Origin of the sequence: Halosimplex litoreum (assembly GCF_016065055.1) — an archaeon.
Lineage (GTDB): Archaea > Halobacteriota > Halobacteria > Halobacteriales > Haloarculaceae > Halosimplex > Halosimplex litoreum.
The window spans coordinates 1,908,220-1,931,680 of sequence record NZ_CP065856.1 but is presented as its reverse complement, the minus strand read 5'-3'; the positions used below and the strand labels follow the sequence as shown (position 1 = coordinate 1,931,680).

The window sequence follows — 23,461 nt, the reverse complement described above, 5'->3', positions numbered from 1 at the left end:
GGAGGGCGGGTATGGACGCCGACCCGACGTTCTACGACGACCGCCTCGCCGCGGAGATGGAGCGGGGCGAGTTCGTCCTCGCCGTCGTCACCGCGACCAAGCCCGACTTCTACAAGCAGGCGCCCGTCGTCGCCGCCGCCCGCGAGCGCGGGCTGCCCTGTTTCGTGGTCCACACCGGCCAGCACTACGACGACCTGCTCGGTCACGGCCTCGAAGAGTACGACCTCGAACCGGCGATCGCCGCCGATCTGGGCATCCGGGGCGACCTCAGCGAGAAGACCGCCCAGACGATGCTCGCGGTCAAACAGCTGGCCGACCGCCTCGACGAGTGGCCCGACACCGCCGTCCTCCCGCTGGTCCACGGCGACACCCACGCCGCAGCCGTCTTCCCACAGGCCTGGCTGTTCGCCACCAACCAGCAGGTGGCCCACAACGAGGCCGGCCTCCGCGCGATGGCCCCCGACTACGACGCCGCCCGGGTCGCGACGGCGCCAGGCGCGGACACCGACTCGGTCACCGGCGGCGACCTCGACCCGGCCGCCCTCGTCGACGCCCAGTGGGACGGCGAGTGGTCGGTCGACCGCACCGAGCCGTTCCCCGAGCAGTACGACACGTTCGTCGGCTCCGCGGCCGCTCGCTACCAGTTCGCGCCCGTCGAGCTCAACCGCGAGCATCTCGAATCGGAGGGGTACCCCCGCGCGGTCGACGGCGACGAGCGGATCCCCGTCGTCGGCAACTCCGTCGTCGACGCCATCGACATGAAGGCCGACCACGACGGCGAGAGCGTCTTCGACGTCTACCCCGTTCTGGCGGAGCGCGACGACTGGATCCGCGTCGACGTCCACCGCCGCGCGAACCTCCTCCCCGGCCGATTCACGGCGCTCGTCGAGGGCGTGATCGCGCTGGTCGAGGACGGCTACAACGTCAACTTCGTCGAACTGACGGCCACGCGCCACGCCCTGGAACGCCACGGCTACCGCGAGCGCCTCCAGGAGCTGGCCGACGAGCGCGACAACTTCCTGTTTACCGGTCTCTGGAAGAAACACGCCCACGTCTACGAGTTCCTCCGCTCGGGCCAGTGTCTCGCGGAGTTCACCGACTCGGGCAGCATGCAGGAGGAGCTCAACGCGATCGACGAGGCCTGCTGTCTCACCGCCCGATTCAACACCGATCGTCCGGAGACCGTCTTCGAGGCCGAGACGAACCTGCTCGTCCCGCCGGTCTCCGGCGAATTCGTCCACGAGATGGTGACCTACGCCCTGGAGACCGACGCCGTCCGCGACCGCCTCCGGTCCGGTCCCGATCTGTACGGTGAGAACGTCGGCGAGCGTATCGTCGACTTCCTCGCCGAGCGCCGCGACGCCGACGTCTTCGAGTGGTCACACGAACGCAACGGTTTCGACGACTTGGACGGGAAGTCCGTCGACTACCTGTGACGCGACTCGCCACTCGCGCGGTGGAAACGGCCGAAAATCGGCGTTAGCTGCCGTACTCCGTCTCGAGGTACTCGACGATGTCGTCGCTCTCGGGCATGCCCTCGACGCCGTTGTCGGGGTCGACGAGGACGGGGACGCCGGTCTGGCCGCTTATCTCCTCGACTTCGGTCCGTTCGGAGTGCGAGCGGGGGACCATGTGCGACTCGTAGTCGAGGCCGAGCTCGTCGAGCTTGGTCGTGACCTTCGCACAGTAGGGGCAGCCTTCCAGTTCGTACAGTTCGAGGTTCGTCATCACCGAGCAGTCGGGACTCGACGGGCAAGAGCCCACCGGTCGTGTGTCCCGACCGCGCAGGGACGCAGCCGGCGACGACATCCCCTTCTCGACCGGCGACACCGACGACGTCCGGAACGTCGAGGTCGGCACGACGCTCGGTCACCGCTCCCGACGGCGGACGCCGAACGCCCTCGCCCCACGCGGAACTCCCCGAGGAACACCGCGTCGCCGAACGGATACGGCGGCAGGTTTTCACGGCCGGGCCGTCCACTCCCCGTATGAGCGCTATCGAGGAGAAACGGATGTACGGCGACCGCCGGGAGGAGACGGTCGCCTACCTCGCGACGGGACAGGGCGTGGCGACCGTGCGGGTCTCCGGCGACCGGGTGGGCCGGTTCGGGCTCGCTCACCGGACGGACGCCCGCGACGTGGCGACGACCGAGGGCGCGGTCGTCGTCGCCACCGACGAGGCCGTCCTCGTCGGTCCCGAGGAGTTCGAATCGCTGGGGTTCGGCTCGGCGGTCGCCGTCGGGACCGACCGCGAGGGGGCGGTGGTGGCCGCCGACGAGAGCGGGCGGGTCGCCCGCTATCGCGACGGCGAGTGGACGGACCTGGGAACGGTCGCCGACGCGCGGGCCATCGCGGATGGCTTCGTCGCCGCGGCCGACGGCGTCCATCGGGTCGACGGCGACGGCCTCGCGAACGTCGGCCTCGACGCCGTCCGTGACGTGGCGGTCACCGACGGCGTCCCGCTGGCGGCGACCGACGGCGGTCTCGCGAGCGATGCGAGGTCCGAACCGAGTGAGAACCTCGACGCGAACGGCGAAGCCGTGAGCAACGCGAGCGAGACCTCGTCGGAGCACAGCGCCGACGGCGGGCTCTACCGGCTGGGCAACGGCTGGCTGCGCGAGCGCCAGGGGGCCTTCCGTGCGGTCGACGCCGGGGGCGGTCACGCCCACGCCGCGACGGCCGACGAGCTATTCGAACGCGACGGCGAGGGGTGGTCGGCGGTCGACCTGCCGGTCGACGAACCGGTCGTCGGCGTCGACTACGGCGAGTGCGTCTACGCCGTCACCGCCGACGGGACGTTCCTCGTCGAGGCCGACCCCGAGACGACCGCCGACGGCGCCGGCGGCTGGCGCTCGCGCTCGCTGGGGCTTCCCGACGTGGCCGCGCTCGCGGTGGCGTGAGAGTGGAGCGACCGCGCCGTCAGTCCCGATAGTTCCGGCCGGTGAGAACCGTCAGCACCACCGCAAGGAGCGCGAGCAGCGCGCCTCCCGCGGGCCCGACCGCCCCGTCTTCGGCGGCCGCGGTCTCCGTCTCGCGGACGCTCTCGTTGAACACGACGCGGGGCTCGGTGTCGGTCTCCCCGACTGTCCACCCGTAGACGCGCGTCTGGCCGTGGTTGCCGTCGGTGTAGGAGTCGACCGTCGAGCGCTCGGCGGTCCACTCCGCCGCGGGGACCCGCACCTCGACGACCGTCCCGTTCGGGAGATGCCGGTCCACCGTCGGCCCGAGCACGAGCGACCCGTTCCCGACGAACGGGTCCGTAGACCACGAGGTCGGCGTCTCGCTCCCCGGGTCCGGGTCGAAGACCCAGTGGAACCGCATGTTCACGTGGACCACCGATCCGGACTCGAAGGTCCGCTCCGAGGACGTCGTGTCGTTGAACTCCTCGAGGAGGGCCTCGTCGCGGTCCGCGAACGCCCGGTGCAGGCGGTCGTCCGTCTCGAACCACGTCAGGTTCGCCGTCCCCTCGTCGTACTGGCGCGCCTCCGCCTCCGAGCGGGCGATATACCAGGCGTGGGTCGTCACCACCGACGCGCTCGGACTGAGGACGACTGTGACGTTCGCGTCCCGCGGCTGTGACGTGTGGTTCGGCGTCGCGGTCGGTTCCGGATCGACGGCCGCCCCGCCGTACGCCCCGGCGGACGCGAGCGCGGACGCAGCCGATAGGACGACTAGGACAGCGACGAACGCACGAAGCGAGCGGCTGTAGGAGAGGCCGCGTTCGGACGAGTCGCCGCGGTCGACTGTCGACCGGTTCGGTGTCATCTGTCGTATCCTGTCTCCTAGTTGTCGAATTCGATCCGTGGGTCCGTTCCACCAGCGCGCTACTACATGTCCTTCCTCTTCCCGTTGCCCTTGCCGTTGCCCTTCCCCTTGCCGCCGCCGCCTTTGATTTCGAGGGCGGCGCTGCCGTGGAACGTCGTGTTGCCGACCTGTCCGGTGAGGCCGGCGGCGTGTTCGCCCGTCCCGAGTTCGTCGACAAGCGGCTGGCGCGGGAACTTCACTTTGACGTAGCGCTTGCCGTCTCGGACCTCGGTTTCGGGGTTCTTGACGAACCCGTATTGCTCGTCGCTGACGGCCGGGACCGACGCCAGCGTGGTTGCTTCCAGCAGGAGGTCGTCGACCGAGCTCTCCTTCGGGAGGCCGATCCACGCGGTGACCCACTTGCCGTTTGACTTCGGGTTGATCCGCGGTGGGTTGACCTCGACCGGCGCGACCGTGATAGCGGGCTGTTCGTCGTCCGTCCCCGCCACACCCGGCGCCCGATGGGTCGTTCTGCCCTCGATGAACGGGAACCCGTCGCGCTCCACGACGTCCGACCCGTCGTCGACGATCACCGTCCGGTCGTACAGGACGTACTCCGGCGGCTCGACGCCGTGGTCGCGGAGGTGTCGGCGGAACCGCTTCGCGGTGATCGACACCGAGATGTCCTCGCTCGCCGGAACGGAGACTGTCGGACTGCTCGCCGGGCCGTTGATGATCGCACCGTCGATCTCGTTGACGAGTTCCCCCGTCTCGGGGACCACTCCGGCCCGCTTTCCGTCGGGCGTCTCGACGAGTATCTCGGGCCCGGGGATCCGCTCTTCGGTGTGGTTGATCGCCTCCTTCAGGTACGTACGGACGTGCTCGACGACGATCGAGATGATGCGGTCGGCCCTGTCGTCGATGTTCTCGATGATGTCGGCGACATCACGCTTGGCCGTTACCTTCGCGTCCCCGCTAGTCTGTGACAGGTCCCGGTCGAGGTGGAACGTCGCACCGCTCGGCGGGTCCGTGTAGGTGGTCTTCGTGGCCGAGGAGAGCGTGATGTCGGCCGACTGCTTACTATCCCTTACGACGCTCTCTCCAGCGGTCGGAGGCTGATAATCGAGTTCCAGCGAGTCCGAGCTGATCTCGATGGACGGGGTCTTGTCCGGGTCTCTGATCTCCTCCAGGGTCGGTAACTCGTCGAATTTCAGCGTATCGAACCGATAGAGCGCGATACCGTGGTCGTGGTTCCCGGGGCTGGTGTACAACGCCTGCGCATCCAGTTCCGGCCGGCGGACGTTCGTCTGTTCACCGGTCCGCTCCTCGAAAAGATAGATCCCCAGTTTCGGTTCGCTCTTGTTGACCTCGACTGAAATATCAAACTCGCCGCTGAACAGGTCTCCGCCGCCGAGGTTGAAATCCGGAATCTCGACGTCGACGTCGACCACGACCTCGGCCCACATCGAGAACAGCCACTGGATTTCGTCGTCGAGGCGCTTGGCCGTGAGCGGTTCGTCCAGCGTGATCGACGTGTCGTCGATGAGGTGGACGCTGCTCGCGATGTCCAGCCACCCCCCGTCGAGCGAGGCGCCGGTCACCGACCGCCCGATCGCGCTGCGGATGAACCCGCAGACGACGTCGCCCTCGTCCATGATCCCCCAGTCTCCGATCACGCCCAGGTTCGAGACGGGGCTGTTGAACCGGTTGGGGTCGTACATCTCGGGGAACCCGATCTGGTTGCCCGGTCCCATCGCGTGCCCGAACTCGTTAGGAGTCGACCGTCGAGCGCTCGGCGGTCCACTCCGCCGCGGGGACCCGTACCTCGACGACCGTCCCGTTCGCGAGGTGCGCGTTCAGCGTCGGTCCAACCACCAGCTCGGACCGGTTGCCGTCGAACACACCGGCCCACCGATAGCTCATCGTCGCTCCGGCGTCGCCGTACTCCGACTCCGACGCAACGGGGTCGGTCACGCCCGTCACCGTGTCACAGCGACGACTGAGCGACCCGGGTCGACCGGCGAACGCGGTACGCAGTCGGTCGTCGGCCCCCACCCACTCCAGGTCGACCGTCCCGTCTTCGTATCGGTCCGCCTCCGCCGCCGAACGCGCCGGATACTGGACGTGCAGTTCTACCCGCCCGGCGGTGGGGAACAGCGTGACGACGGTTTCGAGGTCCGGCGGTGGATACGAGAGTCCGTCGTCGTCGCTCCGACTGTCGCTCGCCGTCGCCGCGGTGCCGTGACACTCCGCCGCGACGGCAGTGGTTGCGCCAGAGGAGACAAGCAGGAGGACCGCAAGCGCGAGGAGCAACCGACCGACCGGAATGCGACCCGATCCCCTATCCCAGATCCCGTCCGGTGCGCCAGTGCCGCCCGACGGGTCGGACGAGCCGACCACGCTTCGACTTCGACTCACAGATTCCGCCTATACTATCTATTCACTCCAACCTTCACGTTCGACTACCAGACTGTGCGTCAGGTAGACAGTGTGGCATCCAGGAGCGTTCGAGTCGTCACCACCGTGGGCCCGGTCGCGAGCGAACCGAGGCGGGCCGCGTCAGTCCCGAGAGCGCCCGAGCGCGCCTGCGACGAACGCCGCCGCGGCCGCGAGTACGCCGAACCCGGCGCCGGTCCCGGTGGTCGTCTCTCGGTCGGTCGGTGACGGGGCGGACGTGGGAGGAGGTGACGCCGTCGCGGACGGGGTCGGACTGCGCGTCGATGTCGGCGTCGGGGTGGGCGTGGGTGTCGGCGTCGGCGTCGGCGTGGGGGTCGAAACGGGCGTCGGCTCCGCGACGGAGTAGGTCGCGGCGACGCCGGCGTGGTCGGAGGGCCAGACGGTCACGTCCTCGCCGTCGACGGTCGCCGCGACGCGGTCGGCGGGGTCGGCGCCGAGCCGTTCGACCGCCGTCGGGTCCGCGCCGCGCGCGAGCACGTGGTCGACCCGGGTGTCCAGACGCGAGCGCTCGTTCCGCAGGGCCGCCGCCTGACAGCAGGTGTCGCCCGGTGTCGTCCCGACGGTGGCCGCCGCGTCAGTCAGCGACGCGGTCACCGTCTCGTAGGCGTCGCCGCCGGCCGCCGGCCCGCTGTTGAGGTCCGCGCCGACGACGACGGTGCCCGTCGCGGGGAGCGCGTCGGTCAGTTCCGCGGCCTGCCGGCGGCGGACGCCCGCCTTCGACGATTCGAGGTGCGTCGAGCAGGCCGTCAGCTCCGCGCCGTCGACGGCGAGGTCGGCCAGGCAGTACCCCCGCCGGAGCGTCACCGTCAGGTCGTCGCCGAGCACCGGGTAGCTGGCCCGCGCGTCGTAGCGGTCCGAGCGCGTCTCGTGGACGTCGACCCCCTCGCGGACCAGCAGCGCGACGCGGTCGGTCAGGCGCACGTCGAGCCACTCGCCGTCGGCCTCCGCCGGGACGGACACGTCGGTCGTGACGGCGGTTGCGGCCACGTCGTAGGCGCCGCCCCGCTCGGCCAGCGCCGCGGTCACCAGGTCGAGCAGGTCGGCGACCGTCTCCCGGTCTCCCTCGCCGAACAGCGGCCGCGTCCGCACGAGCGCCGCCTCCTGGAGCGCGACCACGTCGGCGTCGGCGGCGAGCAACCCCTCGGCGATGGCGTCCGCCCGGGCTTCGTACGGGTGGCGTCGGGCCCGGGAGACGAGATCGCCGGCGATCGACCGCGCTTCGGCCAGCGAGCTGGCGTCGAACAGGTCGAACAGGTCGACGCCGAGATAGCAGTTCCAGGTGGCGACCGTCACGCCGGCGGAGCCGTCCGGGTCGGCCGCGCCCGCCGCCCGCTCGCCGACCCGATCGTCGGTGCGTTCGCCGGGTGCCGCGGCCGTCCGACCGACTGCGGCGGTCGCGAGTCCCGCCACACCGGCGAGCACCGACCGGCGGGTCCGAGCGGGGGCAGCCGAACCGCCTCGGTCGCCGTCCCCGTCACCGCCGTCACCGCCCTCGCTCGCGTCGGCCGTCGCGGGCATCGTCGGCCCTATTCGGGTGTCGCCCCTTGACGCTGTCGCACCGGTTCTCACGGTCGATTCCCGCGGCTCACCCCGCCTCCGCGACGACCCGCCCGCGAACGCGGCGCTCCTGCAACCGAAACGGTGTTTACCGGTGAACGCGTCGGGCCCGCACATGATCGTCAGCGGGTCCACGTCACAGGGGTTTGCGGCTGCACTGGCCGACGCGACGGGTCGGGACCTGGCCGCCGTCGAGTACGACCGCTTCCCCGACGGTGAACTCCAGGCCACGCTCGCCGAGTTCGCGGCCGAGGAGGCCGTCGTCGTCGGGTCGACCGTCTCGGGCGACGCCCACGTCGAACTGCTCCAGCTCCAGGACGCCGTCCGCGAGGCCGGCGCGAGCGAGGTGACCACCGTCGTCCCCTACATGGGCTACGCCCGTCAGGACCGGGCGTTCTCCGAGGGCGAACCCGTCTCTGCCCGCGCCGTCGCCCGCGCTATCTCGACGGGGACCGACCGCGTCCTCACGGTCAACCCCCACGAGACCGCGGTCTGTGACTTCTTCACCGTCCCCACCGAGCCCGTCGACGCCGCCGGCCGCCTGGCCGACCCGCTGCCCGACGGGCTGGCCGACCCGCTCTTTCTCTCGCCCGACGAGGGGGCCATCGACCTGGCGGCGACGACTCGCGACGCCTACGGCCGCGGCGCGACCGACTACTTCGAGAAGGAACGGGACTACGACACCGGCGAGGTCGCGATCGAACCGAGCGACGCAGCGGTCGCCGACCGCGACGTGGTGCTGGTCGACGACATCGTCGCCACGGGGTCGACCATGAGCGAATCCATCGCCGTCCTCACCGACCGCGGCGCCGCCCGCGTGTTCGTCACCTGCGTCCACCCGATGCTCGCCGCCGACGCCCGGACGAAACTCGAACGCGCCGGAACGACCGCAATCTTCGGTACCGACACCATCGAACGGCCGGTCAGCGCCGTCAGCGCCGCCCCTGCCGTCGCCGACCGCCTCTGAGGGCCGGTCACCTTCGAGCACTCGTCGTCGCCGAACTGGTCCCGCCACACGTGTCAATACCGGAACCTATAAGCCGAGGCTCCGTGAGCTACCGGATAGCACGGACCAATGACGGGAGACACGCACGGCACCTCGGGGGCGACGGAGGGGCCACCACTGGGGACGCTCGACCCGGACTCGGTCGAACGGATAGACGTCCACCTCAAGCGCGCGCTCGACACCGACGACACCGAGGAGAAGAACTTCCACGTACGCCACGCCAGGCAGTTGCTCGAAGCCTGTCGGGAGTAACTCACTCCGAGTCGGGTCTGACCCGTATCCGACCGTCGCCCGTGATCGTCACGTCGGTCCCCGCGTAGTCGATGGTGACCCTGACCGCCAGCGGGTCGCCCGAGCGGACGAGCATGTCCAGCGCGTCCGCGTCGACCACCTCCTGTACCGGCGGAAGTGCCGTCACGCTCCGGTTCGTGACTGCTGCGACGGCCTCCGCGACCGCGATGCTGGGCGAATCCTCTCCGTCCCAGTCGTAGTGGTCGAACGCGACGGCCTCGGACTCGTTGCTATCTGTGTCGTCACTATCATTTCCGTCCCCCCGCTTTTCGTCTCTCATGTGTCGTACTTGATTGACGACGCCGGTCGACCCGATACGTGACCGCCAATACCCTTGCTAGGGCCCCCTGTCGCATATGCCTTGTGTCGCCAGCTATCATCGGTGAAATTAATCGTCGGCTCGCACGACCCATCAGATGGCCGTACAATGATGTCCGTACTATCACTGATAAATATAGTTTCGGCTTGATATCTCGGACGGGTGAAACCGGTCGGGTACATCTGGGGTCGACACGGCGGTGGGGGATCGAAGCGTCGGGCGATCTCGGCTGGTCCCACTGGTCGAAAGAGATGGGGCGAAGACTGGCCACTCCCGCCGGTCGTTCCCACTCGCTGCGGATACCCTCGACGCAAAAAGACGGGGCAAAAAACGGGGCTCGCTCAGCTCGGCCCGGAGAGCCGGTGGCCGCGGGCCCCCGGACAGTCGTCCTACTCCCACTTGGCGCCGGGGTTGGTGACCGCGCCGGAAGGCTCGCGTGGCTCGCCTTCCGAGCCTCCGTTCGCTTCGCTCACGGAGACGCCGTTGGCGGCCGAGCCGAAGTCGCGGTGAAAGATTCCCACGTGGTATCCGTCGACAGAAACGTGGGGAAAAAGCGCCCGCTCACTCCGCTCGCGGCCGAGGAACCGCTTCGCTCGGCGGCGACTAGTCCCACTTGGCGCCGGGGTTGGTGACCGCACCGTTGGCGGCCGAGCCGAAGTCGCGGTGGTACTTGGCGAGCACGCCCGACTCGTAGTTCGGTTCGGGCTCGTAGTCTTCGAGGCGCGCCTCGATCTCCTCGTCGCCGAGGTCGACGGAGAGTTCGAGCTCGTCGACGTCGATGGTGATGGTGTCGCCGTCCTCCAGCGCGGCGATCGGACCGCCGACGAACGCTTCCGGAGCGACGTGACCGATGGAGAACCCGCGGGTCGCCCCGGAGAAGCGCCCGTCGGTAAAGAGCGCCACGTCGTCGGCGTGACCCTGGCCGGCCACGGCGCTCGTGACGCCGAGCATCTCGCGCATGCCCGGACCGCCGCGCGGCCCCTCGTTGCGGATGCCGATCACGTCGCCCGAGTCGACCTCCCCTTCCTGAACGTACTTCATCGCCTCGCTCTCCTCGTCGAAGATCCGGACCGGCCCCTCGTGGCGGCGGTACTCCTCGCCGGAGATCTTGATGACCGCGCCCTCGGGCGCGAGGTTGCCCGTCAGGATGCGGATGGCGCCCTGCTCGTTTTTGGGCTCGTCGACCGTGTAGAGGTAGTCGGCCTCGACGTCCTCGATGGCGGGCGGGTCGTAGGCTTCCAGCGCCTCGCCCATCGTCTCGCCGGTCACGGTCAGCGCGTCGCCGTGCAGGAGATCCGCCTCGTACAGCGCGTTCAGGACGACCGGGACGCCGCCGACCTCGTGGAGGTCGTTCATCACTTTCTCGCCGCCGGGCTGCAGGTCGGCGATCTTCGGCGTTCGCTTGCTGATCTCGTTGAAGTCCTCGATGTCGAGGTCGACGCCGGCCTCGGCGGCCATCGCGAGCAGATGCAGGACGGCGTTCGTGGAACCGCCCACCGCGACCTGCAGAGCGATCGCGTTCTCGAACGATTCGCGCGTGAGGAAGTCGGACGGGGTGCGCCGGGCCTCGACGACCTCGGTCGCGAGTTCGCCGGCTCGGCGGGCTTCCTCGTAGCGGCTCTCGTCCTCCGCCGGCGGGCTCGCGCTGCCCAGGGGGGCGAAGCCGATCGCCTCGGAGATCGACGCCATGGTGTTGGCGGTGAACATCCCGCCGCAGGACCCGGCGCCGGGGCAAGCTTGCCGTTCCATCTCGTAGAGTTCGTCCTCGGTCATGTCGCCGTCGGCGACGGCGCCGACGCCCTCGAAGACGTTCTGGATGGTGATCTCGCGGCCGTCGTGCTCGCCGGGCATGATCGACCCGCCGTAGAGGAAGACGCTCGGCAGGTCCGTGCGGATAGCGGCCATCATCATCCCGGGCATGTTCTTGTCGCAGCCGCCGATGACGACGAGCCCGTCCATGCGCTCGCCGAAGCTCACCAGTTCCACGGAGTCGGCGATGACCTCTCGGGAGATGAGCGAGGCCTTCATCCCCTCCGTGCCCATGGAGATGGCGTCGGAGATGGTGATCGTGCCGAACTCGATCGGCATGCCGCCGCTGTCGTCGACGCCCTCGTAGGCCTCGTCGGCGAGGTCGTCGAGGTGGACGTTACACGGTGTGATGTCGGCGGCCGGGTTGGCGACGCCGACCATCGGTGAAGACAGATCCTCGTCGTCATAGCCCATCGCGCGGAACATCGCGCGGTGGGGCGCGTGCTCGGCACCCTTCGTGACCTCGCTACTCGGGAGGTCGTCGGGCTTGTCGTCGGCCACTCCGCTCGCGCCCTCGGGTGATCCCGGTTCCTGCTGGCTCATACCTCCGCATCGTCGCCAGCGCCCTAAACCGTTTTCTACCGCGTGGTGGCCCCTCCCACTCCACGTTCGGACCCGGCCGGGTCGAGCGCAAGCGGCCTCGCCGACCGTCCGGGAAGCGAGAGCCGCGGGTCGGTGTCGCGCTCCACCGCGGGCGGCGTCGTGCGTGCGTCTGACGGGTAGTTTTGTAGGACGGGCGACAACGGTCGGTCATGCCCAGTCTCTCGGAGGCGTACGACCGCGGGGAGTGGACCGGGCGCGACCCGCGGCGCGTGTCGGCGGGCGGCGGTCTGTTCGTCGTCGGTGCGCTGGCCGTCGTGAGCGCGATCCTCGTGTTGACGACGGACCTGGCCGCCGTCTTCGACGCGACGAGCACGACCGACGCCCGTCGCGTCGCGGGCGTCCTCGCCGGGCTGGGGATCCCGGCGATGTTCGTCGGCGTCGTCGCCGTCCTGCCGGCCAGCCGCCGCGAGCGATTCGGCGCGCTCGCCGGCGCCGCCGTCACCGTGGCGGGCGTCGTCATGTACTGGCGGGTCTACCCCCAGCGGTGGGTCGAGGCCAGCGACTCGATGGCCTTCCCGACCGCGATGCTCTATTTCGTCGGCGGGAGCGTCGCGCTGTGGTTCGTCCTCTCGGCCGTCGCCTCGTTCAAGCTCCGCAACAACCCTCAGGGGACCGTCCGCCTGGAAGTCACCCGCCAGGGCGAGACCGAGGAGATCCACGTCACCCGCAGCGAGTACCAGCGCTACAAGCGCGCCGTCCAGGGCGACGCCGACGACAGCGAGGCCGTCGCCGAGGAACTGCGCGCGCTCCACCGGGACTGAGCGCGCGGCTCGCTCGTTTTCTCGACGGTCGACACCGCCGACAGCGACGCGAGCGGCGCCGTCGTCGGACTAAGACACCAACTTTTATGATAGACACGCAGTACCACGATCGTGTGATGAGTCTCAGGGATCGACCGTCGAGAGAGTCACGCACGGGACGGACCGCGAGGACGACGCTGGCGCGCGCGCTGGCGCGGGTACAGGGTCACGTTCGGACCTGGCCGAAGCGATACGTCGAGATGCGCGCGGGGCGGGTTCGCGAGCGGTAGCCACCGATCGTCTCCTCGGGTGCTGGCGCCGGCCAGTGGCGACGCCGGTCCGCTGACCGTCGGCTTTATTCGACGGTAGGAACAACGAGCGGTCGATGCGAATCGAGCCCATCCACGCCCGGTACCCCTGGCGGGGGGAGTCGCGACAGGCCGTCGGCGAGGCCGGCGTCGACCTGGCGGCCGTCGTCGCCGACGACGCCGCCGTCGTCGAACGGGGGGTCGAGCGCGTGGTCTGGGCGTTGGAGGACGGCACGGTCGGCGACGGCCACGACGTCGACCGGATCGAACTGCTCTCCTACCCGGTCGCGCGCGTGCTCGTCTCGCTCGTCGACGAGCACGTGCTGACGCGCAAGTACGCCCAGGCCGAAGCCACTGCCGCCCGCGAGCGCTTCACCGCCGACTTCGCCGACACCACGGAGTTCAAATCCGCCAGCACGCCCCGGCTCACGCTCTCCGAGTTGCTCGCGGAGTTCGACCTCTCCGGGGCGATCCGGGCGGCCGACGGGACCGTCGGCGACGGCTCGGCCGTCGTCAGTGACGGCGCCTCCCGGGAGTTCCGCGTCGAGGTGGGCACGTACCTCGACCTCGCCGCCGACCAGCGAGGCGACGAGTGGCGGCTGGTCAACCGACCCCTGTCCGACGGCGAGGTCCTGATCGACGGCGAGGAACTGGTCGCGCTCCTACGCCAGGCCGTCCGCCACCGTGTCGACGACGGCCTCCCCCTCTCGGTGCCCGACGCCATCGCCGACGAACTCACCGAGCAAGCCGAGGAACTCCGCCAGCGGCTCTCCGAGCTGGATCTCACCCGCGACATCGACACCGTCGTCCCCGAGCTGTTCCCACCTTGTATGAAACACCTCCTCGACAAGGTTCAGCAGGGCGAGCACCTCGAACATCACTCGCGGTTCGCCATCGCTTCCTTCCTGACCAGCATCGGCATGACGACCGACGAGATCGTCGACATCTTCGAGGTCAACCCGGGCTTCGGCGAGGAGGCCACTCGCTACCAGGTCGACCACATCCGCGGCGCGACCAGCCCGACGGACTACTCCCCGCCCGCCTGCGCGACGATGCAGTCCTACGGCGACTGTATCGGCAAGGACGAGATCTGTACGGAGGAGATCAACGAGTCCCACCCGCTGAACTACTACGAGTATCAGCTCGACGAGGCCGAGGAGGACGACCTGACCGACTGGCGGGAAGCGCACGAGGACGGTGACGACGGGGACGGAGAGAGCGAAGACGCCGAGCACGGAGCGGCCGAAGACGGAGACGGAGACGCTGCGGACGCCGAAGACGCCGAAGCCTGACCGGTGCCCGAGCGGTGGTGGCGGCTACTCCTCGTCGAAGTTCGCCCGGTACAGGATCAGTCCGGCGACGGCCATGATGAGGACGAACAGGCCGACGACACCGACCATGACGAGCCCGCCGTCGGGCTGGAGCACGGGCGCGGCCGAGCCGTTCCCGGTGGCGTTGCCGGGGTCGGCGTAGTTGGAGCTGACGACGTAGGCCGCACCGACGAACAAGACGACCGAGGCCGCCGAGATCCCGAGTTCGACGGCGAACTTCCGGTCGATTTCCATGGCCGTGGCTTTCCCCGGCCCGGGCAAAAGCGCTTCGAAGCGCGCGTTCACCGACCCCCGACCGGCCGCCAACGCGTCGGCGTCGTCGACCCGCCGGGTTCACACGCCCATACCCGCGACGGACTTAGGTGCGTTCGGAACCTACGTTTCGAGTGGACGCAGTCGCGAGAAACACCAGCGTCCGAACGCCTATGTCCGAATCACGTACCCCTCCCCAGGTCAGGAAGACCGCACTCGCACCGGACGTTCGGCGGCTCGACGAGCGGGCCGCCCGCGCCTGGACCGAGCGCATGGCCGTCCGCCCGCTGGGCGGCGGCCGCTACGCCGTCGACAGCCAGAGCGGCGCGACCTACGTCGTCGACCTCCCCGCGGGCACCTGTACCTGCCCCGACTACCAGATCCGCGGCGAGCACTGCAAACACCTCCGTCGCGTCGGCATCGAGATCACCGTCCGACGCGTACCCGCACCGGGCAAACGCGCGGCCGTCTGCGACGCCTGCGGGATCGAAACGTTCGTCCCCGAACGCGTGGGGCCGCCCGACCTCTGTCCCGCCTGCCGACTCGAACCCGGCGACGTCGTCAGCGACCGCGAGACCGACGACCGCCTCGTCGTCGCCCGCGTCACGCCCGCCCGCGCCGACGGGGTCGTCATCGAGGGCGTCGGCGAGACCGTCGCCGACTACGCCACCAACGAGGGGTACCCCACCGACGACCTCGTCGTCGAGGCGGTGTATCTGGGCGACCTCGCCCGCCGGGAGTCGCCGCGCCGGTACTCGTTCCCCCTGTCGCGGCTGGAGCGGGTCGACGACGCGGCGGTCGTCGACCGGCGGCTGCGCGAGCGCGTCACGGCCTGAAATCGAATATTTCCGCAGGAGTCCGGCTGCAGGGCAGCGACCGACGGCCCCGGCGTCCGCTTCGACTCCGCACCCGCCCACGACGCCTCCCGTAGCACCATCGCCACCACTATGAGTCAGCTGTCCGACAGTCTGTCATGGATTGGTCGGAGTTCCCCGGTCGTGGAACCGGAGGTGGTGATCGTCGTCCTCGTCGGACTGTTCGTGCTCGGCGGCGGCGCTGGCCTCGCACTGGCCAACGTGTTTCAGTTCGTCGGTTGGGTCGGTGGGCTCGTGTATCTTCTCGACCGCGCCCGCGCCACCGTTCAGGGGTGAACCCGAATTACAGCATCTCCGCGGCCTCTTCTTTCGAGAGGTCGCCGCGTTCGAACGCCGAGAGGACGTCGAGGGTACCCTGGTCGGGACCGTCGTCGGCGACTTCCTCCAGGGTGACCTTCTCGGAGTGGCCGACGAGTTCGTCGAAGTCGACGCCGTGGGCCAGCGCGGTCTCCTTCTTGACGCGGTAGTTGCCGCCGTCGGTGACGTGGACGGCCTCGTCACCGGGGTGGAAGAAGTACCAGTCCTCGCGGTCGAAGCGGACGCCGATGCGGGGTTTGGCGCCGAAGTTCCGCGAGAAAAAGAGCAGCGCCTCGACCTCCTCGCCGTCGAGGTAGATGGGGTCGCCGGCGGAGGATTTGGCCTCGACGGCGTAGAAGTCCTCGCCGTCGCCGGCCAGCACGTCGGGGAGCTCGCGCTCGGTGGCGCTCCCGCTGGCGGGCGCGCGCATGACCGCGAACCCCGCCGCGTCGAGTTCGTTGACGAGTTCGCGCTCGCGGCGGTCGCCCTTCGCGTTCGAGTTCGCCATCTGCCCGACCATTGCCGACGGCCGGCTAAAGACTGTCGGGACCGGAGCGGAAGTGGTCGCCAGACGGCGCGGTCGCGGACCGGCGGCGCGCCGGCCGCGCTCAGTCGCCGAGCGCGACGGTGGCCATCGCAGAGGGGGTCTCCCAGACGGCGTCGGAGTCGTCGTGCCAGGCGACCTTCGCGTCGCGCCTGACGCCCCCTTCGGCGTCGTCGACGACGTGGACGTCCATACCGAGGCGGTCGCCGGCGAAGGGCACGACGCCGTAGGGTTCCCAGGGCACCGCGATCTCGGTCCGCCAGCCGTCGCCCGTCTCGGTCACCGCCGCGTCGACGGGGTCAGCGGTGGCCGAGTTGGCTCCCGGCGTCACCCGGCCGGAGCCCGCCTCGACGACGAGCTGGAGGTCGTTCGCGCCGTCGTACTCCTCGCCGCCGTCGTGTGCCAGGTCGAGGTACAGTTCGACCGCGTCGTGGTCCAGCACCGCCTCGTCGGTCACCGTGACGAGGACGTACAGCGCGCGCCCGTTCCACAGCGCTCGCCACTCGCCGGTCACGTCCGACGCCGTCTCCGCCCAGACCCGCGCGTCGATCGGGTGGGGCGGCGTGTCGGCCCAGGCGTCTTCTACCGACCGATCGACGGTCGGCGCGTCGCCGGCGGCGGGGATCGTCGCCGTCGCTTCGGCGGGGGTGACCGTCGTGAACTGGACGGTCGCAGGGCGTGACTCCCGACCGGCCCCGTCGACCGCGGTGGCGCTCACTGTGTAGCGCTCGCCCGGGCTGAGCCCCGTCAGCTCGTACGACTGGCGAGACCCCCGAACGATTCGCGGCTCGTCGTCGAGCGCGATGCGGTACTGCACCACGTCGCTGCCGTTCGGGCTCGCTGGCGCCACCCACACGAGCGTCGCCGTCGTCTCCCCGATCGACGAGAGCCCCAGGCTCTCGGGCGGTCCCGGTGGGCGGTCGGTCGGTACTACCGTCGCGGTCGGCGCGTCCGCGCCCGCCGGCGGCCAGTGGCGCTCGCGCTCGGCCGCCAGCCACCGCTTGACGAGTTCCCCCATGTATCGGTCGCCGCCGCGGAGGGTCCACTCGGCGTCGAACATCGGCGGGACCCACCGGGAGTCGAACGCGCGGGCGCACCAGCCGACGTTGTCGTGACTCGTGAGCCACGCCCGGAAGGGTCGGCCCCACGACGACGTCGTGGCGGCGAAATGCGAGTCGACGTTCGCGTCGTCGACGTACCCCCACTCGGTGACGAACACCGGGACCGACAGCGCCGGGTCGCCGAACGTCGCCTCCCAGGTCTCCGGTTCCCAGGAAGGGTAGACGTGCGCGGAATAGACGACGGCGTCGTCGGCCAAGGGCTCTTCGGCGGCGTACGCCGTCAGCGACGACCACCGCGGGGAGCCGACGACGACGGGGGTCTCCGGCGCCCGCTCGCGGACGAACGCCACCCACGGTTCGGCGTGTTCTTTCCAGGTCCGCCAGGCCTCGATCCCCCCCGTCGCCGGCTCGGTCGGTTCGTTGAACAGTTCGTAGAGCACGTGACTCTCCTCGGCGTAGCGCGGCGCGACCGTCCGCCAGAAGCGCCGCAGTCGGTCGTCGATGGCGTCCGTGTCGTAGCGCTCGGTCGCGTGGTAGTCGATCAACAGGTAGACGCCCCGCTCGGCCGCCAGCGCGACGATCTCGTCGAGATACTCGCGTGCGAACCGCTCGACGCCCACGCTGTCGAGGGTCTGGGGCGTCGCGGGGACCCGGAGAACGCGGCTGTGCCAGCCCGCTCCGGCGTCGGTCGCGAGTTCCAGCGTCTCCCGGTACCCCTTCCCGCGGGCGTCGGCCCGCTCGCTCCCCCACACCGGCCCCGGAACGTTCACGCCCCGCAGGACGATGCGGTTCCCCGCCGGGTCGGTGAGCCATCGCCCGTCGACCGACAGCCGCGGCGGCCCCACCGCAGTCGACTCCTCGCCGGACCCCAGAATCCCACCGCAGCCCGCCACCCCCGCGAGCGACCCGGCGCCGACGCCCGACAGGAATCGTCGTCTTCGCATATCCGACAGTTTCGGGGTGACGCCTAAAACGGTAGTGTCGTAGTTATCAGTAAAGATTCTAACGGCTCGAACCGATAACAGTGCTGGAGTTGGCGTTTTCCAGGGCACGACTCGAGTATCAGGGACAGTGCTGTCGGCGACAGATCAGGGTTCGCGGTCGTCGGTGTCGACGTCGTCGTCGAACGCGTCGGAGACGACGAAGCGGGCGCCCTCGTCGTAGTCGCGGTCGACGGTGACGGTCCAGCCGTGCGCTTCGACGACGGTGTCGACGATGGCGAGGCCGAAGCCGGTGCCGTCCTCGTCGGTCGTGTGCCCGTATTCGAAGACATCGTCGACGGTTTCGGGTGGGATGCCGGTGCCGTCGTCGGCGACGGCGAAGCCGGTGTCGGTGAGTTCGACCGTGACCGTCAGGGCGTCGCCGTCCGCGTCGTCGCCGGAGGAACCGTGTTCCACGGTGTCCTCGGGAGCTTGCGACCGAGGGCTCGTCGAGCCGTGCTCGACGGCGTCGTCGGCCCCTGGCCGACTGCTCGTGGAACCGTGTTCCACAGTGTCCTCGGGAGCTTGCGACCGAGGGCTCGTCGAGCCGTGCTCGACGGCGTCGTCGGCCCCTGGCCGACTGCTCGTGGAACCGTGTTCCACGCTGTTCCGGAAGAGGTTCTCGAAGGCCTGTCGGAGGCGGTCGGGGTCCGCCGCGATAGTGCGGGACTCGGGCACCGTCAGCGTCGCCGACCCGCTGTCGACGGTCGCCCAGGCGTCGCGAGCGACGGTCGCCAGGTCGACCGACTGGGTCTCCTCGATGTCCTGGCCCTGTCGGGCCAGCGCCAGCACGTCGCTGATTATCTCCTCCATCCGCAGGTGAGCGGAGTCGATCTTCTCGACGTGTGCGTCCAGCGCTTCGGCAGCGTCCTCGCCCACGTCGTCGACTTTCCGATCGATCAGCTGGAGGTGTCCGCTGGCGACGTTCAGCGGGTTGCGAAGGTCGTGAGAGACGGTACTGGCGAACTGGTCGAGGCGCTCGTTCTGCCGTTCGAGTTCCGCGCGCGAGCGCTCTGCGCGCTCGCGCGCTGTCTCCGCTTCCCGGATCTGGCTCCGCAGCGCCTCGCGCATGTCGTCGAACGCGACGAACAGCCGCCCGATCTCGTCCTCGCGGGTCGTCGAGAGGTCCACGTCGAGGTCGCCGTCCGCCATGGCCTCCGCGCGTCGACGCAACCGGAGCAGCGGGACGACGGTCCCGCGGCCGAGGACGAACCCGACGACCGCGAGCGTCGTGATCGAGGCGGCGACGAGGACGACCACGTTCCGCCCGACGGTCTCGCTGGCCTGGTAGAGCTGCGATTTGGGCGCCTCGGTCACGACGACCCACGGAGTGTCCGGGACCGGCGCGAACGCGAGCACGTCCGAGGCCCGCTCGCGGCTCGCCGGCTCCCCCGCGACCGCCCGCTCGAACGCCGCCGTCTCCGCCAGCGGGCTCGGCGCAGTCTGCCGGGAGGCGAACACGTTCTGCCCCTCGGGGTTCAGCAGCTGCGTCCGGACGATCGAGCGGGTCCGGTGGAGCTGCTCGAAGTCGGCGCGCACGTCGCCGACGACGACGAGCACACCCTCCCCGACGCGGACCCGCCCGGCGAAGGCCATCAGCAGGCGACCGTTGGACTCGTAGGCTCGGTTCGAGACGCCGACGCGGAACTCGTCGCCCGACGCGTTCCGCGCCACCGCGATCGGCCCCGCCCAGTCCGGTCGCCTGGCGTCGACCGCGCTCCCCTCGAGGTCGGCGACCGTGCTGGCGAGGATCGTCCCGTCGGCGCCGACGTAGTGGATCCCCGCCACGTCCGCGCTGGCCTGTACCTGCGAGGCCTCGAGCGTCTCGCCGATCCGCTCCGGGTTCTCGGTGGCGTAGACGTTCGACCCCGAGAATCCCCGGACCTGCGCCCGCATGCCTGCCAGCCACTCGCCGACCGAGTCGGCCTGCACCGTCGCCGTCGACCGGAGCGTGTTCTCCGCGTCGTCGTCGATGATCCCCCGGATCTGGACGTAGCTCCCGACCCCGACGGCCGTGACCAACAAGATTACGACCGCCATCGCGACTGCGAACTTCAGCGCGTAGCTGCGCCGGACCGGCCCCGGGACCAGCCGCCCGGCGACGCCCCGGACCGACCCCGCCCTGTCGCCGGTTTCGGCCCCGTTCGCGTCCGATCCCGCCGCGTTCGATCCGTCCATCGTCGTCGCTCCCGTCGTACTCTCCCACACGCTCCCTTGAGCGTTGTCCTCCGATTCTCAGGGTTTGATCGGCAGTGATTTATATATCGACTGGCCATTCAGTCAGATATGTCGGGGGACGATTCGACGCGCGCGGCGATCATGGACGCCACCTTCCGCGCGCTCGCGAAGCACGGATACGCCGACCTGACGGTCCAGGCCATCGCCGACGAGTTCGAAAAGAGCAAGTCGCTCATCCACTACCACTACGACTCGAAGGCGGATCTCATGGTCGCCTTTCTCTCGCACCTGCTCGACGAGTTCATCGACGAGGTGGAGGGCGGCGGTCCGGACGACCCCCGCGAACGACTCCACCGGATGGCCGAGATCGTCGTGGTCGGCCTGGGCGACGACGCGGCGACCCGCGACTTCCACACCGCGCTGCTGGGGATGCGCGCCCAGGCCCCCTTCGAACCGGACTTGCAGGACCAGCTCGTCGAGAACGACCGGCTCATCCGCGGCGTGATCGCCGACATCGTCCGCGAAGGGGTCGAGTCGGGGGAGTTCCGCGAGGTGGACCCCGAGCGCTACGCCGCGCTGTTTCGCTCGGCCATCGAGGGCGCGCAGTCCCACGACGTGATCCTCGGTGACGCCGCCCCCACCGACGAGGCCTTCGCCGGGATCGAACGGTACCTGATCGGCGACCTGCTGATGGCGAGCGAGGACCGACCCGCGAGCAGCCGATCGTCCGACGGCGCCGACGACGGAGGGGCGTGACCGCGTGACGGACCGAGCGGACGAGCCGTCGGCCGACACGACGGATCTCTCGGAAGACGGTCCGCCGGACGACCCCGGGCGTGGGAGCGACTACGACCTCACCGAGGGGTCGCTCCTCCGTCCGCTCGTCGCCCTCTCGGCGCCGATCGTCTTCACGCAGCTGCTGCAGGTCGTCTACAACCTCGTCGACACCTTCTGGGTCGGGCGACTCGGTGGCGACGCCGTCAGTGCGCTCTCTTTCTCCTGGCCGCCCGTGTTCGTGCTCATCTCGCTGGGCGGCGGGCTCACCCTGGCCGGGAGCGTCCTCGTCGCCCAGCACAAGGGCGCCGGCAACCTCGAACGGGTCAACGAGGTCGCCGGCCAGACGCTGGCGTTCGTCACCCTGTTCTCGCTCGCGCTCGGGGCGATCGGCTACCTGCTCGCCCCCGCGTTCCTCCGGCTCATCGGCGCCGACCCCGGGACGCAGGTGTTCACCTACTCCCTGGAGTACATGCGAGTGATCTTCCTCGGCGTCTGGTTCATGTTCGGCTTCTTCGTCTTCCAGTCGCTGCTGCGCGGGTGGGGCGACACCCGCACCCCGATGTACCTCATGGCCGTCAGCGTCGCCGTCAACGTCGTCCTCGACCCGATTTTCATCTTCGGGTTCGTCGACAACCCCCTGTTCGGCATCGTCGGGATGCGCGGCCTCGAAGCGGATCTGCTGGCCGCCACCGGGTTCACCGGTCACGGCGTTCGAGGCGCGGCGATGGCGACCATCCTCTCGCGGGCGCTCGCGACGGTTCCGGGCGTCGCGCTCCTCTTTTCGGGCCGGCTCGGTCTCTCGCTGTCGCTCGCCGACCTGCGGCTGGAGCGGGCGACGGTCCGGAAGATAATCGAGATCGGCTACCCCGCCAGCATCGAGCAGAGCTCGGGCGCGCTGTCGTACACCGCGATGACGGCCATCGTCGCGGTCATCGGCTCGACGGCCGTCGCCGCCTTCGGCATCACCGCCCGCCTGACCTCGTTCGTCTTCCTCCCGGCGGTCGGACTCGGGATGGGCGTCGAGACCGCGGTCGGCCAGAACCTCGGCGCCAGGCGGGCCGACCGCGCCCGAAAGGCCGTCTATCTCGCCGTCGGGATGCTCGTCGCCGCCTACGTCGTCGTCAGCGCCGTCGGAGTCTACTGGGCGCGGGACATCGTCGGGGTGTTCATCGCCGGCGAGGAGGCCGCCCGGATCGTCGACATCGGGGAGACCTACATGTTCATCGTCGCGCCTACCTTCGCGTTCATGGGCACCTTCCACGTCGTCAAGGGCTGTTTCAACGGCGCCGGCAACACCCGCGCCGCGATGATCATGTCGGTGACCTCCGTCTGGGGCCTGCAGGTCGTCCCCGCGTGGTTCCTGGTGACGAACTTCGACATGGGCACCACCGGCGCCTGGTGGGCCATCGCCGTCATGCACGTCGGCTCGGCGCTCATCGTCGGCGCCTGGTTCCTCCGAGGCACCTGGACCGACACCGTCGTCGAGGAGGAGGAGTCGGTGGCGGCGCCCGCGGACTGAATCCGGTTCGCCGGTGGCATCTCCCTCTCGCCGCCACTCGCTCGATCCAGGCCGACGCTTCCGCGACCGCCACTCATTTATTTGATTGAGTACTCAATCAAGAGCGTGACCGACGACGCCGCGGACGCGAGCGCGACGACGGAGGGCGATCCGCCGGGCGACAGTGAGGGGGACCAGCCAGACGACGAGCCGGCTGAGACGGCGGCGGACGGCGGTGACGGCCCCTCGACCGAGGACGAGATCCGGTGGGCGGCGATCGACGTGCTGGTCGAGCACGGGTTCGACGAGTTCACCACCCAGGCGGTCGCCGACGCGGCGGGCGTGAGTCAGTCGCTCGTTCACTACTACTTCGAGACGAAGGCCGACCTCGTGCGGTCGATGTTCGAGCGGGGACTCGACGTCACGACCGCACAGGTCGAGTCCGCCGTCGACGACGACGACCCCCGCGAGCGACTGGTCGGGCTGGCGCGGTACCTGCTCCGCGGCGAGGGCGTCGACGAGCCCGTCCAGTTCAACCGGATGGTGCTCGGACTGCAGTCGCGGGCGCCCTACGACGAGGACCTGCGCGACGTGGTCGCGTACAATCACTCCTTTCTCCGGGAGTACGTCGTCGAGGCCGTCGAGGAGGGGATCGACTCGGGACGGTTCCGCGAGGTGGACCCCGAGGTGTTCGCCGCCGCCTACGTCGCGGCGATGCGGAGCGCGAACGACTGGCGGGCCATCTTCGGCGACGAGGGCGACTGGGACCTGGTCCTCGCCGGGCTCGAGGCGATCGTCGACGACTACCTCGTCCGGGAGGACCACGAGTGAGCG

Annotated in this window: 23 protein-coding genes; 11 read left to right on the top strand and 12 right to left on the bottom strand. The window is 69.8% G+C overall.

What is annotated here, in order from left to right; translation table 11 throughout:
- Positions 1-11: 11 nt before the first annotated feature.
- Positions 12-1,436, top strand: coding sequence for a UDP-N-acetyl glucosamine 2-epimerase (locus tag I7X12_RS09615; protein WP_198063594.1), 1,425 nt, complete (start codon positions 12-14; stop codon positions 1,434-1,436).
- A 43-nt stretch (positions 1,437-1,479) separates the two neighbouring features.
- Here the strand turns inward: I7X12_RS09615 and I7X12_RS09610 are convergent, their stop codons facing one another.
- Entirely contained in the window at positions 1,480-1,728 is a 249-nt protein-coding gene (locus tag I7X12_RS09610; protein WP_198063593.1) for a glutathione S-transferase N-terminal domain-containing protein, read from the bottom strand.
- 260 nt (positions 1,729-1,988) lie between these two features.
- Here I7X12_RS09610 and I7X12_RS09605 point away from each other — a divergent pair, with 260 nt between their 5' ends.
- Positions 1,989-2,900: an HVO_0234 family beta-propeller protein gene (locus I7X12_RS09605; protein WP_198063592.1), complete on the top strand. Its 912-nt coding sequence runs from the start codon at positions 1,989-1,991 to the stop codon at positions 2,898-2,900.
- Between the two features lie 19 nt (positions 2,901-2,919).
- Here I7X12_RS09605 and I7X12_RS09600 read toward each other — a convergent pair whose 3' ends face one another.
- The 4 genes from I7X12_RS09600 to I7X12_RS09585 form a co-directional block, all read right to left on the bottom strand.
- Positions 2,920-3,765, bottom strand: coding sequence for a hypothetical protein (locus tag I7X12_RS09600; RefSeq protein ID WP_198063591.1), 846 nt, complete (start codon positions 3,763-3,765; stop codon positions 2,920-2,922).
- A gap of 62 nt (positions 3,766-3,827) precedes the next feature.
- Positions 3,828-5,498 carry a hypothetical protein gene (locus tag I7X12_RS09595; protein ID WP_198063590.1) on the bottom strand — a complete coding sequence of 557 codons (1,671 nt, stop codon included), beginning with the start codon at positions 5,496-5,498 and terminating at the stop codon, positions 3,828-3,830.
- 16 nt (positions 5,499-5,514) lie between these two features.
- Positions 5,515-6,144 carry a hypothetical protein gene (locus I7X12_RS09590; RefSeq protein ID WP_198063589.1) on the bottom strand — a complete coding sequence of 210 codons (630 nt, stop codon included), beginning with the start codon at positions 6,142-6,144 and terminating at the stop codon, positions 5,515-5,517.
- A 159-nt stretch (positions 6,145-6,303) separates the two neighbouring features.
- Entirely contained in the window at positions 6,304-7,719 is a 1,416-nt protein-coding gene (locus I7X12_RS09585) for an endonuclease/exonuclease/phosphatase family protein (protein ID WP_198063588.1), read from the bottom strand.
- Between the two features lie 154 nt (positions 7,720-7,873).
- On the opposite strand from I7X12_RS09585, the gene prs reads away from it, so the two are divergent.
- Together prs and I7X12_RS09575 are read left to right on the top strand one after the other, a co-directional pair.
- A complete protein-coding gene (gene prs / locus I7X12_RS09580; protein ID WP_198063587.1) occupies positions 7,874-8,725 on the top strand; it encodes a ribose-phosphate diphosphokinase in 852 nt (283 codons plus the stop codon).
- Between the two features lie 108 nt (positions 8,726-8,833).
- Entirely contained in the window at positions 8,834-9,016 is a 183-nt protein-coding gene (locus I7X12_RS09575) for a hypothetical protein (protein ID WP_198063586.1), read from the top strand.
- 1 nt (position 9,017) lies between these two features.
- On the opposite strand, the gene I7X12_RS09570 is transcribed toward I7X12_RS09575, so the two are convergent.
- The 3 genes from I7X12_RS09570 to ilvD form a co-directional block, all read right to left on the bottom strand.
- Positions 9,018-9,335, bottom strand: coding sequence for a HalOD1 output domain-containing protein (locus I7X12_RS09570; RefSeq protein WP_198063585.1), 318 nt, complete (start codon positions 9,333-9,335; stop codon positions 9,018-9,020).
- Between the two features lie 428 nt (positions 9,336-9,763).
- On the bottom strand, positions 9,764-9,895 hold the full coding sequence (locus tag I7X12_RS20685) for a hypothetical protein (protein ID WP_269750357.1): 132 nt from the start codon (positions 9,893-9,895) through the stop codon (positions 9,764-9,766).
- 82 nt (positions 9,896-9,977) lie between these two features.
- Positions 9,978-11,726 carry a dihydroxy-acid dehydratase gene (gene ilvD / locus I7X12_RS09565; RefSeq protein ID WP_232343136.1) on the bottom strand — a complete coding sequence of 583 codons (1,749 nt, stop codon included), beginning with the start codon at positions 11,724-11,726 and terminating at the stop codon, positions 9,978-9,980.
- A 209-nt stretch (positions 11,727-11,935) separates the two neighbouring features.
- Here ilvD and I7X12_RS09560 point away from each other — a divergent pair, with 209 nt between their 5' ends.
- Both I7X12_RS09560 and priL read left to right on the top strand, forming a co-directional pair.
- Positions 11,936-12,547 (top strand): DUF7139 domain-containing protein, encoded by a 612-nt coding sequence (locus I7X12_RS09560; RefSeq protein WP_198063584.1) that lies wholly within the window; start codon positions 11,936-11,938, stop codon positions 12,545-12,547.
- Between the two features lie 370 nt (positions 12,548-12,917).
- Complete coding sequence (gene priL, locus I7X12_RS09555; protein ID WP_198063840.1) at positions 12,918-14,126, top strand: DNA primase regulatory subunit PriL; 1,209 nt, start codon at positions 12,918-12,920, stop codon at positions 14,124-14,126.
- A gap of 24 nt (positions 14,127-14,150) precedes the next feature.
- Here priL and I7X12_RS09550 read toward each other — a convergent pair whose 3' ends face one another.
- The gene (locus tag I7X12_RS09550; RefSeq protein WP_198063583.1) at positions 14,151-14,399 is read right to left on the bottom strand and encodes a DUF7472 family protein; all 249 of its coding nucleotides are present in this window, start codon (positions 14,397-14,399) and stop codon (positions 14,151-14,153) included.
- A 191-nt stretch (positions 14,400-14,590) separates the two neighbouring features.
- On the opposite strand from I7X12_RS09550, the gene I7X12_RS09545 reads away from it, so the two are divergent.
- Positions 14,591-15,253 carry an SWIM zinc finger family protein gene (locus I7X12_RS09545; RefSeq protein ID WP_198063582.1) on the top strand — a complete coding sequence of 221 codons (663 nt, stop codon included), beginning with the start codon at positions 14,591-14,593 and terminating at the stop codon, positions 15,251-15,253.
- A gap of 162 nt (positions 15,254-15,415) precedes the next feature.
- Positions 15,416-15,568 carry a hypothetical protein gene (locus I7X12_RS09540; protein ID WP_198063581.1) on the top strand — a complete coding sequence of 51 codons (153 nt, stop codon included), beginning with the start codon at positions 15,416-15,418 and terminating at the stop codon, positions 15,566-15,568.
- A 7-nt stretch (positions 15,569-15,575) separates the two neighbouring features.
- Here the strand turns inward: I7X12_RS09540 and hjc are convergent, their stop codons facing one another.
- The 3 genes from hjc to I7X12_RS09525 all read right to left on the bottom strand — a co-directional run bounded on the left by hjc (position 15,576) and on the right by I7X12_RS09525 (position 20,352).
- Positions 15,576-16,097: a Holliday junction resolvase Hjc gene (gene hjc / locus I7X12_RS09535; RefSeq protein WP_198063580.1), complete on the bottom strand. Its 522-nt coding sequence runs from the start codon at positions 16,095-16,097 to the stop codon at positions 15,576-15,578.
- A 100-nt stretch (positions 16,098-16,197) separates the two neighbouring features.
- Positions 16,198-18,138, bottom strand: coding sequence for a cellulase family glycosylhydrolase (locus I7X12_RS09530; protein ID WP_198063579.1), 1,941 nt, complete (start codon positions 18,136-18,138; stop codon positions 16,198-16,200).
- Between the two features lie 144 nt (positions 18,139-18,282).
- Entirely contained in the window at positions 18,283-20,352 is a 2,070-nt protein-coding gene (locus tag I7X12_RS09525; RefSeq protein WP_198063578.1) for a sensor histidine kinase, read from the bottom strand.
- 108 nt (positions 20,353-20,460) lie between these two features.
- Here I7X12_RS09525 and I7X12_RS09520 point away from each other — a divergent pair, with 108 nt between their 5' ends.
- The 3 genes from I7X12_RS09520 to I7X12_RS09510 all read left to right on the top strand — a co-directional run bounded on the left by I7X12_RS09520 (position 20,461) and on the right by I7X12_RS09510 (position 23,458).
- Positions 20,461-21,108 (top strand): TetR/AcrR family transcriptional regulator, encoded by a 648-nt coding sequence (locus I7X12_RS09520; RefSeq protein ID WP_198063577.1) that lies wholly within the window; start codon positions 20,461-20,463, stop codon positions 21,106-21,108.
- Positions 21,109-21,112: 4 nt separating this feature from the next.
- Complete coding sequence (locus I7X12_RS09515; RefSeq protein WP_198063576.1) at positions 21,113-22,648, top strand: MATE family efflux transporter; 1,536 nt, start codon at positions 21,113-21,115, stop codon at positions 22,646-22,648.
- A 105-nt stretch (positions 22,649-22,753) separates the two neighbouring features.
- Positions 22,754-23,458, top strand: a complete 705-nt coding sequence (locus tag I7X12_RS09510; RefSeq protein ID WP_198063575.1) for a TetR/AcrR family transcriptional regulator — start codon at positions 22,754-22,756, stop codon at positions 23,456-23,458.
- Positions 23,459-23,461 lie beyond the last annotated feature (3 nt).

Coding starts and splice junctions, on each gene's coding strand:
- I7X12_RS09575 (WP_198063586.1), top strand. CDS start 8,834: ATGACGGGAGACACGCACGGCACCTCGGGGGCGACGGAGGGGCCACCA.
- ilvD (WP_232343136.1), bottom strand. CDS start 11,726: ATGAGCCAGCAGGAACCGGGATCACCCGAGGGCGCGAGCGGAGTGGCC.
- I7X12_RS09570 (WP_198063585.1), bottom strand. CDS start 9,335: ATGAGAGACGAAAAGCGGGGGGACGGAAATGATAGTGACGACACAGAT.
- hjc (WP_198063580.1), bottom strand. CDS start 16,097: ATGGCGAACTCGAACGCGAAGGGCGACCGCCGCGAGCGCGAACTCGTC.
- I7X12_RS09525 (WP_198063578.1), bottom strand. CDS start 20,352: ATGGACGGATCGAACGCGGCGGGATCGGACGCGAACGGGGCCGAAACC.
- prs (WP_198063587.1), top strand. CDS start 7,874: ATGATCGTCAGCGGGTCCACGTCACAGGGGTTTGCGGCTGCACTGGCC.
- I7X12_RS09585 (WP_198063588.1), bottom strand. CDS start 7,719: ATGCCCGCGACGGCCGACGCGAGCGAGGGCGGTGACGGCGGTGACGGG.
- I7X12_RS09520 (WP_198063577.1), top strand. CDS start 20,461: ATGTCGGGGGACGATTCGACGCGCGCGGCGATCATGGACGCCACCTTC.
- I7X12_RS09595 (WP_198063590.1), bottom strand. CDS start 5,498: ATGGGACCGGGCAACCAGATCGGGTTCCCCGAGATGTACGACCCCAAC.
- I7X12_RS09605 (WP_198063592.1), top strand. CDS start 1,989: ATGAGCGCTATCGAGGAGAAACGGATGTACGGCGACCGCCGGGAGGAG.
- I7X12_RS09545 (WP_198063582.1), top strand. CDS start 14,591: ATGTCCGAATCACGTACCCCTCCCCAGGTCAGGAAGACCGCACTCGCA.
- I7X12_RS09550 (WP_198063583.1), bottom strand. CDS start 14,399: ATGGAAATCGACCGGAAGTTCGCCGTCGAACTCGGGATCTCGGCGGCC.
- I7X12_RS09615 (WP_198063594.1), top strand. CDS start 12: ATGGACGCCGACCCGACGTTCTACGACGACCGCCTCGCCGCGGAGATG.
- I7X12_RS09610 (WP_198063593.1), bottom strand. CDS start 1,728: ATGACGAACCTCGAACTGTACGAACTGGAAGGCTGCCCCTACTGTGCG.
- I7X12_RS09600 (WP_198063591.1), bottom strand. CDS start 3,765: ATGACACCGAACCGGTCGACAGTCGACCGCGGCGACTCGTCCGAACGC.
- I7X12_RS09530 (WP_198063579.1), bottom strand. CDS start 18,138: ATGCGAAGACGACGATTCCTGTCGGGCGTCGGCGCCGGGTCGCTCGCG.
- I7X12_RS09560 (WP_198063584.1), top strand. CDS start 11,936: ATGCCCAGTCTCTCGGAGGCGTACGACCGCGGGGAGTGGACCGGGCGC.